Source organism: Acidovorax facilis (genome assembly GCF_023913775.1).
In the GTDB taxonomy this organism is placed as follows: domain Bacteria; phylum Pseudomonadota; class Gammaproteobacteria; order Burkholderiales; family Burkholderiaceae_C; genus Acidovorax; species Acidovorax facilis.
Genome location: NZ_JAMXAX010000142.1, coordinates 1 through 14,022 on the forward strand (window position 1 = coordinate 1; position 14,022 = coordinate 14,022).

The 14,022-nt window shown below is 65.0% G+C and carries 11 protein-coding genes and 1 pseudogene; 5 read left to right on the top strand and 7 right to left on the bottom strand.

Annotated elements, in window-relative coordinates:
* Positions 1-131, top strand: a pseudogene (locus tag NFX52_RS25660) (IS481 family transposase); the annotation flags it as partial.
* A 25-nt stretch (positions 132-156) separates the two neighbouring features.
* Here the strand turns inward: NFX52_RS25660 and NFX52_RS25665 are convergent.
* From NFX52_RS25665 to NFX52_RS25675, 3 genes are all read right to left on the bottom strand, one after another.
* Positions 157-456, bottom strand: coding sequence for a DUF6883 domain-containing protein (locus tag NFX52_RS25665; protein WP_156358872.1), 300 nt, complete (start codon positions 454-456; stop codon positions 157-159).
* A gap of 511 nt (positions 457-967) precedes the next feature.
* On the bottom strand, positions 968-1,342 hold the full coding sequence (locus tag NFX52_RS25670; protein WP_252635874.1) for a hypothetical protein: 375 nt from the start codon (positions 1,340-1,342) through the stop codon (positions 968-970).
* Positions 1,320-4,208: a hypothetical protein gene (locus NFX52_RS25675; RefSeq protein ID WP_252635875.1), complete on the bottom strand. Its 2,889-nt coding sequence runs from the start codon at positions 4,206-4,208 to the stop codon at positions 1,320-1,322. The genes NFX52_RS25670 and NFX52_RS25675 overlap by 23 nt, the downstream gene beginning before the upstream one ends.
* 355 nt (positions 4,209-4,563) lie before the next feature.
* Between NFX52_RS25675 and gstA the strand changes: the two genes are divergently transcribed.
* Positions 4,564-5,172 carry a glutathione transferase GstA gene (gstA, locus tag NFX52_RS25680; RefSeq protein ID WP_015011911.1) on the top strand — a complete coding sequence of 203 codons (609 nt, stop codon included), beginning with the start codon at positions 4,564-4,566 and terminating at the stop codon, positions 5,170-5,172.
* 8 nt (positions 5,173-5,180) lie between these two features.
* On the opposite strand, the gene NFX52_RS25685 is transcribed toward gstA, so the two are convergent.
* Positions 5,181-6,407: a YbfB/YjiJ family MFS transporter gene (locus NFX52_RS25685; protein ID WP_055402121.1), complete on the bottom strand. Its 1,227-nt coding sequence runs from the start codon at positions 6,405-6,407 to the stop codon at positions 5,181-5,183.
* A gap of 168 nt (positions 6,408-6,575) precedes the next feature.
* On the opposite strand from NFX52_RS25685, the gene NFX52_RS25690 reads away from it, so the two are divergent.
* Positions 6,576-7,682, top strand: coding sequence for an alkene reductase (locus tag NFX52_RS25690; protein WP_055402119.1), 1,107 nt, complete (start codon positions 6,576-6,578; stop codon positions 7,680-7,682).
* A gap of 135 nt (positions 7,683-7,817) precedes the next feature.
* Here the strand turns inward: NFX52_RS25690 and NFX52_RS25695 are convergent, their stop codons facing one another.
* The 3 genes from NFX52_RS25695 to NFX52_RS25705 form a co-directional block, all read right to left on the bottom strand.
* Positions 7,818-8,405 (bottom strand): hemerythrin domain-containing protein, encoded by a 588-nt coding sequence (locus tag NFX52_RS25695; protein ID WP_055402117.1) that lies wholly within the window; start codon positions 8,403-8,405, stop codon positions 7,818-7,820.
* Positions 8,406-8,875: 470 nt separating this feature from the next.
* Complete coding sequence (locus tag NFX52_RS25700) at positions 8,876-10,558, bottom strand: methyl-accepting chemotaxis protein (RefSeq protein WP_055402115.1); 1,683 nt, start codon at positions 10,556-10,558, stop codon at positions 8,876-8,878.
* A 120-nt stretch (positions 10,559-10,678) separates the two neighbouring features.
* Positions 10,679-12,940 carry a heavy metal translocating P-type ATPase gene (locus NFX52_RS25705; protein WP_055402125.1) on the bottom strand — a complete coding sequence of 754 codons (2,262 nt, stop codon included), beginning with the start codon at positions 12,938-12,940 and terminating at the stop codon, positions 10,679-10,681.
* A 167-nt stretch (positions 12,941-13,107) separates the two neighbouring features.
* On the opposite strand from NFX52_RS25705, the gene NFX52_RS25710 reads away from it, so the two are divergent.
* Complete coding sequence (locus tag NFX52_RS25710; protein WP_055402114.1) at positions 13,108-13,311, top strand: heavy-metal-associated domain-containing protein; 204 nt, start codon at positions 13,108-13,110, stop codon at positions 13,309-13,311.
* Between the two features lie 36 nt (positions 13,312-13,347).
* A complete protein-coding gene (gene cueR, locus NFX52_RS25715; protein WP_055402112.1) occupies positions 13,348-13,875 on the top strand; it encodes a Cu(I)-responsive transcriptional regulator in 528 nt (175 codons plus the stop codon).
* Positions 13,876-14,022 lie beyond the last annotated feature (147 nt).

A 14,022-nucleotide genomic window follows, 5' to 3' on the forward strand; every position in this document is an offset into this window, starting at 1 on the left:
TGTACAACCACCAGTTACCGCAGTCAGCGCTCAAGAGCAGTACGCCGATGCAGGCGATGAAAGAGTGGTACCAGACCCACCCGCACCTGTTTCACAAGCGACCATATGATCGTACGGGATGCGACACCTAGGCGCGGTAGATCCCGGATCAAATACTCAACCGGTTCTGACTACAGCGATATTCCCGTTTGGCCCTGTGATCGACATGTCTACTGTGAAACGTTGCCCAAACTGGTCCGCTTTGCCCAGCGCAGCGGAATTGGTCAATACGCCTTGCTGAATTTTCCCGATTAGCTGATCTGCATTGGATTGGTTGTAACCGAGCACTGATTCAAAGACCCTTGCCTTGTCGCCACCTACAGGAGGCAAAGGATTCAATGCATAAGACGTCAATTTTTTGGGATTAATTACGGCTTTTCCAGCATTGGGAAGTGGGCCGTCGACAGCTTGTATCACTCCCCCCTTTGGCTCCATTGCTCGAAACACCCCCACATCCGCCCCAACCTTTGCCTGCTTCAGCGTCCAGTTGTGCCGCCTTGGTCCGCAGACTGTCGTAGATCCTGTCGCGAGAGAAATCTTTGCCCTAGATTTGCTTGTATTTCAAGGCTGCGGCTCTCCACTCTGCTGCGCTGCATTTCTCAGCGGGCATTTTCGACATCGTCCCCAGCGCCATGACTCGCTGGTGCGGATACCAATCCATCTGTACAACTTTGTGCAAAAAAGCTGATTGGATGGGATGTCCATGGTTATGTGTTTTGAACGGTTAGCTCATCCCACAACGGTGATAGCTCAATTGTCTCCATGTATGTACCAAAATCTACAAATGGCACTACGCCTATATCAGTCGAAGAAAACCATGTGGCCTCGCACTCTTTGCATACAAATATATCCTGCCCAGTTTTTTTTATCTGTGCTTTAGTTATCTCCCCTTGCGCACATCTAGGACATAGCATTTATAACTCCTTGTTTATTGAATTAGATAAGCGGTAATAATTTTATTCGTGCCAGGACGAACAATAATTTTTATGCCATTTTCTCCGCCAGTACCAATAATTCGCCCCATTGGAACAACGTACGCGCCTGGATCATTTGGCAGCGGATTGCCTTTCTTAAGCCACGCCTCATCAATCAGCCCCAGGACTTCTTTTCTTTCAACATTAAAAACACTGTGAGTTGTTTTGTTCGGATTCGGTACGGCATGATCAAGAACGTGCTGAACACGGTTTCCATGCACTGAGCCCGGCCCGTAATCGATGCCCGCAGGAGTTGTCCACGTTCGGGTACCTTTGTCAAAAGTAAGCTCAACAGCTTTTGGCGCACTATTTGCCCCATTGGCCGCCACACCCCCTTGTGCCCGCAGCCTCTACACCACCCACACCCGACCCAGCCGCAGGCACAGCCCCATTCGGCGTCTTGCCCACAGCACCCAACACATTGTCAACGCTGCCACCCAGCCTGTTACCAATGCCCCGGCCCAGCGCACCGCCTATCGCCACACCGGCCTGCGCGTGCAGCCCTTCTGACGTGGCAAAGCCTGTGATGTCATTGATCACATCCCGGCTGAACCCTTTGCCTGCTTCAGCGTCCAGTTGCGCCGCCTTGGTCCACAGACCGTTATAGATGCTGTCACGAGAGAAGTCTTTGCCCTGGATTTGCTTGTACTCCTGGGCTGCGGCTCTCCACTCTTCTGCGCTGTATTTCTCAGCGGGCATGTTCGACATGTCCGCGAGTGCCATGGTGCGTTGGCGCGGGTCAATGTAAGCATTGGGGTCGGTAATCGTGGAGCGCCCCGCAAAGGGATAGCGGCCATGCTCTGACGCTAGTGCAGGATTCACAAACCCCCGTCCGCCGCCTGCTCCCGTATAGGTCTCTGCCGCCTGCTGCGCAGCCAGCGCCTCCCGCTGGGCCCGCCCCGCACTCTCCACCGCAATGGCCCGCCCGCCCAGCTGCGCTGCGCCTGTATCCGACAGATCAAACTGCAGCACCTGCCCCGGCTGCACGATGGGCACGCCCTGCGCGTTGAGCTGTATCTGACCGCTGGCCAGCAACTGACCGTAGGCCGCTACTTGCTGCTGCTTGTCCAGCCCCACTGCCTCCAGTGCTGCCAGCGGCCCCTGGCCCTTTCCGACCACTGCTTCAGTGATCGCTTGCGTTTCGGGGGCCATGCTGCCGTTTAGGGCGATGCCGCCATCGATCTCGTCACTCCAGCCAGACAGGGCTTCGTCTGAAACCCGCACGCCCAGTCCCCCGAGCCCTGGCCGCAGGCCCAGCCCCTGCGCATCCACCTCACTGGCCCCCAGGTTCCTCACCCAGTCGCTGGAGGGCCTGTCTCCTGGTTGTCCCTCATTCCCTGCCTGGCTTGGGTTCTGGCTTTGGCTTTGCCCCTTTCCTTGCGCGCCCCGGAGCTCTTCGCCCAGCACTTCGCCCAGGAAGTCACTCGCAAACCCCGCTGCCGGGTCGTTGCTGCCCGCAACCTTCTCTGCGCTGCTGGCCGCCCGGCCGAGCAGGCGCAGCATGCTGGCTTCTTGCACGCTCAGGCCTTCGTTCTTGCTGAGCTCGGCGATCTGCAACTCCAGGCTCTTGCCCACTTCTCCTGCCACGCTGGCCAGCAGGCTGTTGGTCAGGCCGTCTTTGAACTTGCCCCCCGTGGCTTCTTGCAGCACACCTTGCAGGCCCGCCTTGCCCAGGTGGCCCAGGCTGCGCGTGGCCAGATCGCCGCCTTGCAGCAGCTCGTTCATGCCTGTGGCGTTCATCACCCCAAAGCTCACTCCAGCCGTCAGTGCCGAGCGCAGCAGGTCGCCCAGGTCGATCTTGCCCCCGGTGGTCAGCTGCATGGTGGCGCTGCTGATGGCGCCCAGCGCCATGCTTTGGCCCAGGCTGGTGCTGGCGCTGGCGGCGGTGATGCCAAAGGCCCCCGCGGTGGCGAAGGTCATGACGCCTGCAAACACCATGGGCAGCGCTTTGTCCAGGAAGCTGGTGCTTTGCTTGATGTTGTTGGCCAGGTCCGTGCTCCAGCCGTTGACGGGGTCAAACCACAGGTATTCGTTGTTGATCAGATCCCGGTTCTGTTCGGGGGTGAGCTGGGTGGCTTGCCAGGTGCTGGCAGCCCAGGGCCCGGGGTTGCCGTTGTCCGTGACGGTGGGGCCGCCGAGTACCAGCTGGCTCTCGCCCAGGCCGTAGTAGGCAGGGGTGATCTGGGGGCCCGCATCGGTTTCGCCGTGCTGTACGGCGGCATGCCATTGCAGGGGCTCTTTGCCGTGCAGTTGGGCAAAGGCTCTTTGCGCGGGGCTGTCGCCGCTGGCGTAGGCCTTGGCGAATTCGGCGGGGTCGCTCAGGCGCCAAAGGTTCTGGTGTTGCCCGCCAGCGGCGAGCGCCTGGGCTTCAATGGCCTGGAGGTCGCTGGCCTGATTGGCGCTGGGCGGGTGGGTGACGCTGTGCAGTGTCTGCTCGGTGATGTGCTCGGCATCGCCTCCGCTGGAGTGCCGTGCGATCAGTTCGCTGCCTGCCACTTCGGGGCCGGGGTTTTGCTGGGCGTGGTCCAGGGCTTGCAGGAATTGGTCGCGTACGGCGTTGTGCGCCTCTTGCAGCTGGGTCAGCCGGGCGCCCAGGTCGGGGCCAAAGCGCGCGAGGATGCCTTGACCGACGTCGGTGTTGGTGTTCAGCGGGCGCAGGGGCGGGCCGAACTGGGCCACCATCTCCTGGTTGGCGGGCTCGGCCAGCAGCAGTTCCAGGGCGGCGACCTCGGTGGGGCTGGCGTTGGGGGTTGCTGCCTGGGCGCCGGCAGTGCCAGTGACTGGGTTATCAGGGGTGATCTGCAGGAGTTTTGTCTGCACCAGGTCGATGCCGAGACCTGCTGCGTTCTCCGGGGTGACCGTAAGGGGCTTGGTGCTCACCAGGTCGATGCCCAGACCTGCTGCGTTCTCAGGAGTGACCAGCAGAGGCTTGGTCTGTGCCTGCACCATCAGGGCCAGTGTGGTGCTGGGGGTGTGGTCGGTAGGGGCGAAGAGGGAGGTGCTGGCCAGGGTGGGGTCAGCGTGAAGGCACTGGGAGTCGGGCTGGCCATAGCCGCCGGGGCCGCTGTCGGTGAAGGCGCCAGCGTTGTCCTGGGGCTGGTCTGTGTAGCTGTTGAATGCACTGCCAGGAGCGGGCGGGTTGGCCAGATCGCCAGGGGCTGGCGCGTAGGTGGAGGCTGAGGGGGCGACTTGCATGGCGCGCGACTGTGCCTACAGGCATCAGCGCGCGAAACTGGGAAGGCTCCTAGCTAGGAGTGTTCCTAGCTAGGAATGACCCCTACATGGGACGGGCCGGTGGGAGCCGTGGGGGATGAAAGAAATATGGCCGCAGGGGCCGTGGAGAGCGCGCAAGCAGCTATTGAATCAGGAGCGCCCTGCGCGTGGGGAACGCAGGAGGTGGGCTACGCGGGTTACAGATTTTTACCAGGGTGAGGGCCGCAGAGGAATGACCGAGGCCGCCACGCACTGTCGGCCGACAAAAAAACAGCGAAGCGCATAGCATCGACGGCTTCAACGTTTGCCACTCATTCACGAATTCAAGGACCTATCCATGAAGCTCTACTACTCCCCTGGCGCCTGCTCCCTGTCTCCTCACATCGCCCTGCAAGAGGCCGGCTTGGCCTACACCCCCGTGCTGGCCAGCACCAAGAGCCACAAGCTGCAGGATGGCACCGACTACTACACCATCAATGCGCTGGGTTACGTGCCCGTGCTGGAGCTGGACAACGGCGAGCGCCTGCGCGAAGGCCCGGCCATCGTGCAATACATTGCCGACCAGGTGCCCGACAAGCAACTGGCCCCCGCCAACGGCACCCTGGCGCGCTACCGCCTGCAAGAGTGGCTGACCTTCATCGGCACCGAGCTGCACAAGGGCTTCAGCCCCCTGTTCAACCCCGCCACCCCCGAGGAATACAAGCCCATGGTGCGCGAGCGCCTGCTGCAACGCCTGCAGTGGGTGGACAGCCAGCTCGCCGGCAAGCAGTACCTGATGGGCGACCAGTTCACCGTGGCCGACGGCTACCTGTTCACCGTGACCAACTGGACCCAGCCCACCAAGCTCGATATCTCCGGCCTGGCCAACCTGGCGGCCTACCGTGAACGCGTGGGTGCCCGCCCCGCAGTGCAAGCCGCGATGAAGGCCGAAGGCCTGCTGAAGTAAGGCCAGGGCTACAAGGGGCGCTGCCGCCACGCCACCAGCGCCCCCACCCACAACGCGCAGGCCGAGAACACCAGCCCGCGCGCCAGGCCTCCAGGCCCATCGGCGATCCAGCCCACCACCGTGGGCCCCACGATCTGCCCGGCCGCAAACACGATGGTGAACGCGCTGATGCCACTGGCCCACAGCGCCTGCGGCAGGTTGTGCCGCACCAGCGCCGTGGTCGATGCCACCACCGACAAAAACACCCCGCCAAACAGCAGCCCCGAGGCCAGCACCACGGGCCACGCGCCCGTGACGACGGGCAGGATGGTGGCCACGCCCAGCAGCGCATTGAGCCGCGCCAGTGCCTCCCCGCCCCGGCTGCGGTCCAGCAGCCCGGCCCAGATGCGCGACGACAGCACCACGGCCAGCCCCAGCAAGGCGTAGAACAGCGTCACCTCGCCCGCACCCCGGCCCTGCTCGCGCAGCAGAGCCACCACAAAGGTCATGTAGCCGATATAGCCCACGCCAAACAGGCCGTAACCCAGCAGCGCAGGGGCCAGGGCCCGCCAGCGCACGCGGTCGGGCACTGCAGCCTCCGGTGGGGTCCCGGATGCGGTGGCCACAGGTGCAGCCAGCCCGTTCAACACCCGCGCCGGCCACAGCAATGCCGTCGTGGCCGCCACACAGGCCAGCGCCAAAGCCCACCAGGCCCAGGTCCAGTTGTGCGGTGCTGGGGCCGCTACGAGCACCGCAGGCACCAGCAGCGCCGACAGGCTGATGCCCCAGCCCGTGCCGCCGTAGTACAGGCCCAGCAGCAAGCCGCTGCGCCCCGGCACCTCGGCACCCAGCCGGGCCGCCAGCAGCCCCCCGGCAATGAACACCAGCGCACTGGCCCCACCGGCCAGCAGGCGCTGCACCAGCAAGGGCGCTGCCTGCGTGAAAAATCCGCTCAGGCCCATGAACACCGTGGCCATCGCGGCGCCCACCAACAGCACTGCGCCCGGGGCCGCGCGCCGCAAAAGCGAGGGCGTGGCCAGAGCACCCAGCAAGTAGCCCAGCGCATTCCCCGTGTTCATTCCCCCTGCCAGCGCGTAAGACCAGCCCAGGTCTTCACGCATGGGCGGCAGCAACAGGGCATAGGCAAACCGCGTGATGCCCAGCGAAATGGCGGCCCCCATCGACAGGGCCACGGCGAGCCACAGGCTGCGCAACGGAGAGATGGAAAGCGGTGCAAAGGGCGGTGGCGAAGGCATGGCGGTCCATTCTCATGCAACCGCATCCGCGCCGCTTGCGCCGCCGGGACAGCACGGGGTTAACACAAAACCGGAGCCCTTGTTGACGCCAGTGTGCTGCACGTTTTGCGCTGCAGCATTAAGCTGTAAGGCTGCTTTTTTGCACTGAGCTTTTCAGGACCACTCACCATGACCTCTTTGTTTGAACCCACCCGCGCGGGCGACCTCCAGCTGGCCAACCGCATTGCCATGGCGCCGCTCACGCGCAACCGCTCGCCCGAGGCCATCCCGACCGACCTGGTCGCCACCTACTACGCGCAGCGCGCCAGTGCCGGTCTCATCATTTCCGAGGCCACAGCCATCAGCCCGCAAGCCCAGGGCTATGCCGATGTGCCCGGCCTGTACGGCACCGAGCAGCTGGACGGCTGGAAGAAGGTGACCCGCGCCGTGCACGATGCCGGCGGCAAGATCGTGGTGCAGCTGTGGCATGTGGGCCGTGTCTCGCACACCGACCTGCAGCCGGGCAACGCCGCACCCGTCGCACCCTCGGCCGTGCAGGCCAACACCAAGACCGTACTCATCAAGGACGGCGTGCCCACCTTCACCCCCACCTCCATGCCCCGCGCACTCGACGCCGAAGAGATCCCCGGCATCGTGCAGGACTACCGCCACGCCGCGCGCAACGCCATTGCGTCGGGTTTTGACGGTGTGGAAATCCACGCGGCCAACGGCTACCTGATCGACCAGTTCCTCAAGACCGGCGCCAACCAGCGCACCGACGACTACGGCGGCAGCATCGCCAACCGCGCGCGCCTGCTGCTGGAAGTGACCCGCGCCATCGTCGAGGAAATCGGCGGCGGCCGCACCGGTATCCGCCTGTCGCCCGTCACGCCCGCCAACGACATCGTGGACGCCGATCCGCAGCCGCTGTTCGACCACGTGGTGCGCCACCTGGGCCCGCTGGGCCTGGCCTACATCCACGTGATCGAAGGCGCCACCGGCGGCCCGCGCGAGGTGGAAGGCCGCCCCTTCGACTACGCCGCCCTCAAGGCCGCCTACCGCGCAGCGGATGGCAAGGGTGCATGGATGGTCAACAACGCCTACACGCGCGAACTGGCCGATGCCGCCCTGGCCCACGGTGCCGACATCGTGGCCTTTGGTCGCCCCTTCATCGCCAACCCCGACCTGGTGGCGCGCCTGGAGAGCAACGCCCCGCTGAACGAAATCAACCGCGCGACGCTGTACGGAGGCGGTGCTGAGGGGTACACCGACTATCCAGCCTTGGCAGCGGGCTGAACAGCCCTGTCCACCAAGCGGCAGTCTCGCCACACAACGGTGGATACCGGCGCGCCCCAAGCCAGGGCCGCCGCGCAAGGGCCGCCCCGCCACGCTGGCGGCGTCCCCCTTGAGGGGGAAGGCGCCGCAGGCGACTCAGGGGGGGCTTCCAAGCCCTATCGGGCTGGGCGCCCGCATCACGATCCGGGTGAACAACCGGTCATACGCCGCATCGCGCGGCTTGCCCGGGGCCAGCGGGTTGGTGTTGCTGGCAAAGGCCGCATCAATGGCCACCCAATCACCGGGCTGCAGGCACTCCTGCGCCGCCGGCAGGACCACGGTTTCCTCGGTGCGCATGTGCTCCAGGTAAAAGCGCACATAGCGCTGCAGCGCGTCGGCGAAGGCCTCGCGGCGGCCATCACCCATCAGCTCCCAGCCCAGCAGCAGGTGCTGCAGCTCCCGCACCGCTGCCTCGCCACCTTCGTGGTCGCGCTCCAGCTGCGCAATGGCATCAGCGGCCTGGGGCGCGCGCTCGGCCACTTTGGGGAAAAGCCACTGCGACTCTTTGGGGTGGTGCTGCCTTTCGGGAAACTCGTCGATGTAGAACAGCATGGCCCGCATCACGTCAAAGAACGCGGCAGGCGCATCGCCCGGGCCCTGGTCCAGCATCAGGCGCAAGGAATGGAGCACCGCCGCAAGCGACGCATGCTCTTCGCGAATGGTCCGCAGGCTGATCGACGGCATGGTGCACTCCCCAGGCTAGACGAACTCTAAGAACCTGTTCACGATCTTTCGGGGATCGCATTGGAGTGCAATCGGGATGAGTGGATGCTTCGGATGCGCCGCATGGGCTCATGCACATGCAAGCAGTCGAGGCTTCTAATCGCCCGATTTCACTCCAACCCTTCGGGCAAGTGCCTTGCCGGGCGGTCTGCAGCGTTGCGGCGCTTGCCAATAGCACGGGCTATTAGCGGCGCACCGCGCCTTGCATCCCATCCCGGTAAGGACCTTGTGCGACCCCGAAAAGATCTTGAACAGGTTCTAAGGGTGCCATGCAGCACACACCACGCCCATGACCCAGGTCAATAAACGGACTGCGGCCTGATCTGCCCCTCTCCGCGGCAGCATGGAGAGCAGCCAAATAAAAAAGCCCTGCACGCCAAGCCTGCAGGGCCTTGATGCACTGGCTGCGCATGCGCAGCACGGGCAACAGATCAGCGCGCCAGCCGAGCCTGCGTGGGGCCTGATGAAACCTGCGTCGGTGCCTCGGCATACGGCGCGGCCACGCTGCTGCTGCCACCGCCGCTGCGGTGAGCCTGGCCATGCCCCATGGAGTCGGCCAGATGGAACTGCTGCACCACCTGCGACAGCCGCGCGGCCTGCTCGCGCAGTGATTCAGCGGCGGCGGCAGACTCTTCCACCAGCGCCGCGTTCTGCTGCGTCATGCGGTCGATCTCGCCCACCGAGCCATTCACCTGGCCGATGCCGGCCGACTGCTCGGACGCCGCTGCCGTGATCTCGCCAATGATGTCGCCCACGCGCTGCACACTGCTCACGATGTCCTTCATGGCCGTGCCCGCTTCTTCCACGTGGCGCACGCCACCGTCCACGGCCGCCACGCTGTTCTGGATCAACCCCTTGATGTCGCTGGCTGCTGCGGCAGAGCGCTGCGCCAGGCTGCGCACTTCGCTGGCCACCACCGCAAAGCCCCGGCCCTGTTCCCCCGCGCGGGCGGCCTCGACGGCAGCGTTCAGCGCGAGGATGTTGGTCTGGAACGCAATCGAGTCGATCAGGCCGATGATGTCGCCGATCTTGCGGCTGGAAGTGGAGATCTCGTGCATACTGGCAACGGCCTGCTGCACCACGCCACCGCCGTGCGTGGCCATCTGCGAGGCCGAGGCCGCCAACTGGTTCGCCATCTGCGACGACGACGCCGTCTGCTGCACCGTGGCGGTCAGCTGCGACAGCGAAGACACGGCCTCCTGGGCGTTGCTGGCCGTCTGCTCGGTGCGCTGCGACAGGTCCTGGTTGCCCGTGGCAATCTCCTGGCTGGCTGTGGCGATGTTGCCGCTGGCATCGCGCACCTGCGCCACCAGCGCGCCCAGGCCCTGCTGCATGTCGCGCAGAGCGCGCTGCAGGTCGGCCACTTCATCCTTGCCCTCGGCCACAATGTGCTGCGAGAGGTCGCCCCCCGCAATCGCCTGCGCCATCCTGCGTGCGTCTTCCAACGGGCGGCAGATGGAGTTCATGTTCATCAGCGTGGTGGGCACCACCACCACCACGGTGATGAGCACGGCCAGCACAAACAGCCACTTGGTCTGGTCAGACACCTCGCCCTGCTGCTCCACCGACTTGGCCACCTCGGCGCGCAGCACGGAATCAAGCTCCGCCATCAGCTTGTCGGCCTCGGCAAACTCGGCCACGGCCTTGCCGCTCATGCGGTTGGCAATCGTGGCCGTGTCATAGCCGCTGGCCTCCAGCTGGCGCGCCACGTGCGCGAACAGCTCGCGGTAGCTGTCCAGGCGCTTGACGATGTTGCGCACCACAGGGTTGTCAGAGTCTTCCTCGCCTTCCAGGAACTTGTTGGCAATCTTCTTGGCCTTGTCCTGGCTTTCCAGCCATTTGGCGTGCGCCGCTTTCACCGCCTCGGGCTTTTCGTAGCCAATGATCATGTCCTTCTCGAACTGGCGAATGGCCCCCATCTCGCCCCGCAGCTCGGCCATGTAACCCACCTCGGCAAACGAGTGGTCCATGAAGTCCTGGCTCATGTTGTGGATGCGGAACATGCCCAGCATGCCAGCACCGCCCAGCAACCCCAGCAGCCCCAGCACCACGCCAATGGCCCCCAGCATGCGCAAACGTATGGTGAACTGCCGCATGAGCGAGAAGAGATTCATGATCTGTCGTCCTTCATATATTGGTATGCCTGTGCGCCCGTCGCACCTCCCCCGAGGCCACGGACTCGCAACAAATCGTTGCAGTTTGCCAGACATCGATGACCGTGTTGTACGTATTTATCACATGCGCCACCGCTTGAGTAAGAGGGCATTCGCCATCACGCTCACCGAACTCAGCGCCATTGCAGCCCCCGCCACCACCGGGCTCAGAAAGCCCAGGGCCGCCAGCGGGATGCCCGCCACGTTGTATGCAAACGCCCAGAACAGGTTCTGCCGGATCTTCATCACCGTGCGGTGCGAGATATCGAGCGCCGCTGCCACCAGCATCGGGTCGCCCCGCATCAGCGTGATGCCCGCCGCGTGCATGGCCACGTCGGTCCCATTGCCCATGGCCATGCCCACATCCGCAGCCGCGAGGGCCGGGGCATCGTTAACGCCGTCGCCCACCATCGCCACTTGATGGCGCTTGCCATCAGGCCCTTGTTGCAATGCCACCACCTTCGCGGCCTTGTCACCCGGCAGCACCTCGGCCATCACCTCGCCCGCGTCGGGGTCCAGCCCCAGGCGCCGGGCCATGGCCTCGGCCGCGCCGCGGTTGTCACCCGAAATCATCACGGTGCGGATGCCACGCGCCTTCAGTGCCGCCAGCGCCTCGCGCGCACCGGGCTTGGGTTCATCACCAAAAGCCATCAGGGCCCGAAGCGCTAACCCTTCCGTCACGCGCTGGGCCACAGCCGATACGGTGGCCCCCTCGTTCTGCAGCTGCTGTGCCCGCACCGCGAGCGCACCCAGGTCCACCCCCAGCTCCTGCATCCAGCGGAGGCTGCCCACCAGGTAGCTCTGGCCGTCCACCTCGCCCTCGGTGCCGCGCCCAGGCACAGCGCGTACGTCCTGCGCGGTGGCCACGCTGATCTGCCGCTCGCCCGCAGCCGCCACCACGGCACGCGCCAGCGGGTGTTCGCTGCCGCTTTGCACCGCAGCCACCGCCGCCATCACGGCCGCATCGTCGAAGCCTGGCACCACCTCAAACGCCGTTAGCCGAGGCTGGCCCACGGTCAGCGTGCCGGTCTTGTCAAAAGCCACCACATCCACCTTGTGCGCCAGCTCCAGCGCCTGCACATCCTTGATCAAAATGCCGTGTTTGGCCGCCACGCCCGTGCCCGCCATGATGGCCGCCGGCGTGGCCAATCCCAGCGCACAGGGGCAGGCAATCACCATCACGGCCACGGCGTGGATCAGCGCGGCCTCCAGGCCCACGCCCATCCACAGCCAGCCCAGCAGCGTGACCACCGCCACCACAAGCACCACGGGCACAAACACGGCCGACACCTGGTCCACCAGCCGCTGAATCGGCGCCTTGGCCGCCTGCGCGTCTTCCACCAGCCGGATGATCTGGGCCAGCACCGTCTCGGCGCCCACGGCCGTCACCGCCATCACGATGCGGCCATCGCCATTAATCGAACCGCCCGTGAGCGCCGCGCCCACATCGCGCGCCACCGGCAAGGGCTCGCCCGTCAGCATGGATTCGTCCACCTGCGTGTGGCCCTCGTGCACCGTGCCATCCACGGGGATGCGCTCTCCCGGCCGCACCACCAGCTGGTCGCCCACCAGCACCTCGGACACTGGCACATCCACCTCGCCCTGCTGGGTCAGCAAATGCACTACATCCGGCCGCAGCGCATGCAGCGCACGGATGGCCGCCGTGGTCTGGCGCTTGGCGCGCGCCTCCAGCCACTTGCCCAGCAGCACCAGCGTGACCACCACGGCCGACGCCTCGAAGTACAGGTGCGGCACATGCCCCGGATGGTCCGTGGGCGCCGTCAGCCACAGCCACATCGACAGGCCCCAGCCCGCACTGGTGCCCAGCGCCACCAGCAAATCCATGTTGCCGCTGAGCGCCTTGGCCGCATGCCAGCCCGCCTGGTAAAACCGTGCCCCCAGGATGAACTGCACCGGCGTGGCCAGCACAAACTGCACCCAGGCCGGCAGCATCCAGTGCTGGCCGAACAGGTCGCCGATCATGGGCAGCACCAGCGGCGCAGACAGCAGCAGGCCAATGCCCACGGGTAAAAAGCCGGCCCAGGGCGACAAGTCCTCCGGAGCATCCTCCTGCCCCGCCGCACGCGGCTCATAGCCCGCATTGCGCACCGCGCGGCGCAGCACCGCCTCCATGGCGGCGGCGTCGGCGCCCACCTGCGTGACAAAGGCAATGCGTGCGGACTCTGTGGCCAGGTTGACCGAGGCCTCCTGCACGCCCGGCACCTTGCGCAGTGCACGCTCCACACGGCCCACGCAGCTTGCGCAGGTCATGCCAGAAATGCCCAGGTCCAGCGAGTGCACAGACCCGGGCGCGGTGTTGGGGGGGGTGGTGATGGTGTTCATGGCGGGGATGCTGATCCTTGACGTGATGGCAAGGTCAAGCATTGATATTGATCAACCCTCACATCATGAGTGTCTTGAGCGGTGTTTGACTCTGCCACGATGTCAAGCTTCAACATTCACTTGGGTCGCTTCAACGGCCCTCTTGAAAACCAACCCGAGGACACCCCATGACAACCACCACTACTTTCCAAGTTCAAGGCATGACCTGTGGCCACTGCGAACGCGCCGTCACCCAGGCCGTGCAGCAGATAGATCCCGACGCCCAGGTGCGCATCGACCGCGCCAGCGGCAAGGTGGACGTGGACAGCACCGCACCGCGCGAAGCCCTGGCCGCCGCCATTGCCGAAGAAGGCTACTCCGTCGCGGCCTGAGCGCCGCGCCACCATGCACCCAGCGAGGGCCACACCATGACCACGCCCCACTCCCCCCATGCCTCGCATGTGGCGCCGACCGCGCGCGCCAAGGCCGCTGCACCCCGCGCCACCACCTGGCCCGTGCCCATCGGCGTCGCTGCCCGGCGCGCAGGCATCTCGGCGCGCATGGTGCGGCACTACGAATCGCTGGGCCTCATCAGCGGTGTGGCGCGCACCGACAGCGGCTACCGCCAGTACACCGAGGCCGACGTGCACGCCCTGCACTTCATCCGCCGCAGCCGCGACCTCGGCTTTTCGATGGAAGAAATCGCCGAGCTGCTGGGCCTGTGGCACGACCGCAGCCGCGCCAGCAGCCAGGTCAAGCGCATCGCCCAGCAGCACATCGACGACCTGAGCGAACGCATCGCCCAGATGCAGGCCATGCAGCGCAGCCTGCAAACACTGGTGTCGTGCTGCAAGGGCAACGACCGGCCGGACTGCCCCATCCTGGACGATCTGGCAGCGGGGCAGGCAGAACACCACGCACCCCGAGCCTCGCGCAAGACGCTATCAAATCAATAGCTACTTGCGCATGATCGGGTAGGGCGGTTTCAAGTCCAAGTGCAACAATCAAGTTAATGGACTGAATCGGGCTGTTGGGCCAAGCGAGCCAAATGCTCGGCATACACCTCAATAGGCTTGCTCCAGCCCAAAGTCATCCTGGGGCGT

Coding starts and splice junctions, on each gene's coding strand:
- NFX52_RS25710 (WP_055402114.1), top strand. CDS start 13,108: ATGACAACCACCACTACTTTCCAAGTTCAAGGCATGACCTGTGGCCAC.
- NFX52_RS25685 (WP_055402121.1), bottom strand. CDS start 6,407: ATGCCTTCGCCACCGCCCTTTGCACCGCTTTCCATCTCTCCGTTGCGC.
- cueR (WP_055402112.1), top strand. CDS start 13,348: ATGACCACGCCCCACTCCCCCCATGCCTCGCATGTGGCGCCGACCGCG.
- NFX52_RS25705 (WP_055402125.1), bottom strand. CDS start 12,940: ATGAACACCATCACCACCCCCCCCAACACCGCGCCCGGGTCTGTGCAC.
- NFX52_RS25675 (WP_252635875.1), bottom strand. CDS start 4,208: ATGCAAGTCGCCCCCTCAGCCTCCACCTACGCGCCAGCCCCTGGCGAT.
- gstA (WP_015011911.1), top strand. CDS start 4,564: ATGAAGCTCTACTACTCCCCTGGCGCCTGCTCCCTGTCTCCTCACATC.
- NFX52_RS25695 (WP_055402117.1), bottom strand. CDS start 8,405: ATGCCGTCGATCAGCCTGCGGACCATTCGCGAAGAGCATGCGTCGCTT.
- NFX52_RS25700 (WP_055402115.1), bottom strand. CDS start 10,558: ATGAATCTCTTCTCGCTCATGCGGCAGTTCACCATACGTTTGCGCATG.
- NFX52_RS25690 (WP_055402119.1), top strand. CDS start 6,576: ATGACCTCTTTGTTTGAACCCACCCGCGCGGGCGACCTCCAGCTGGCC.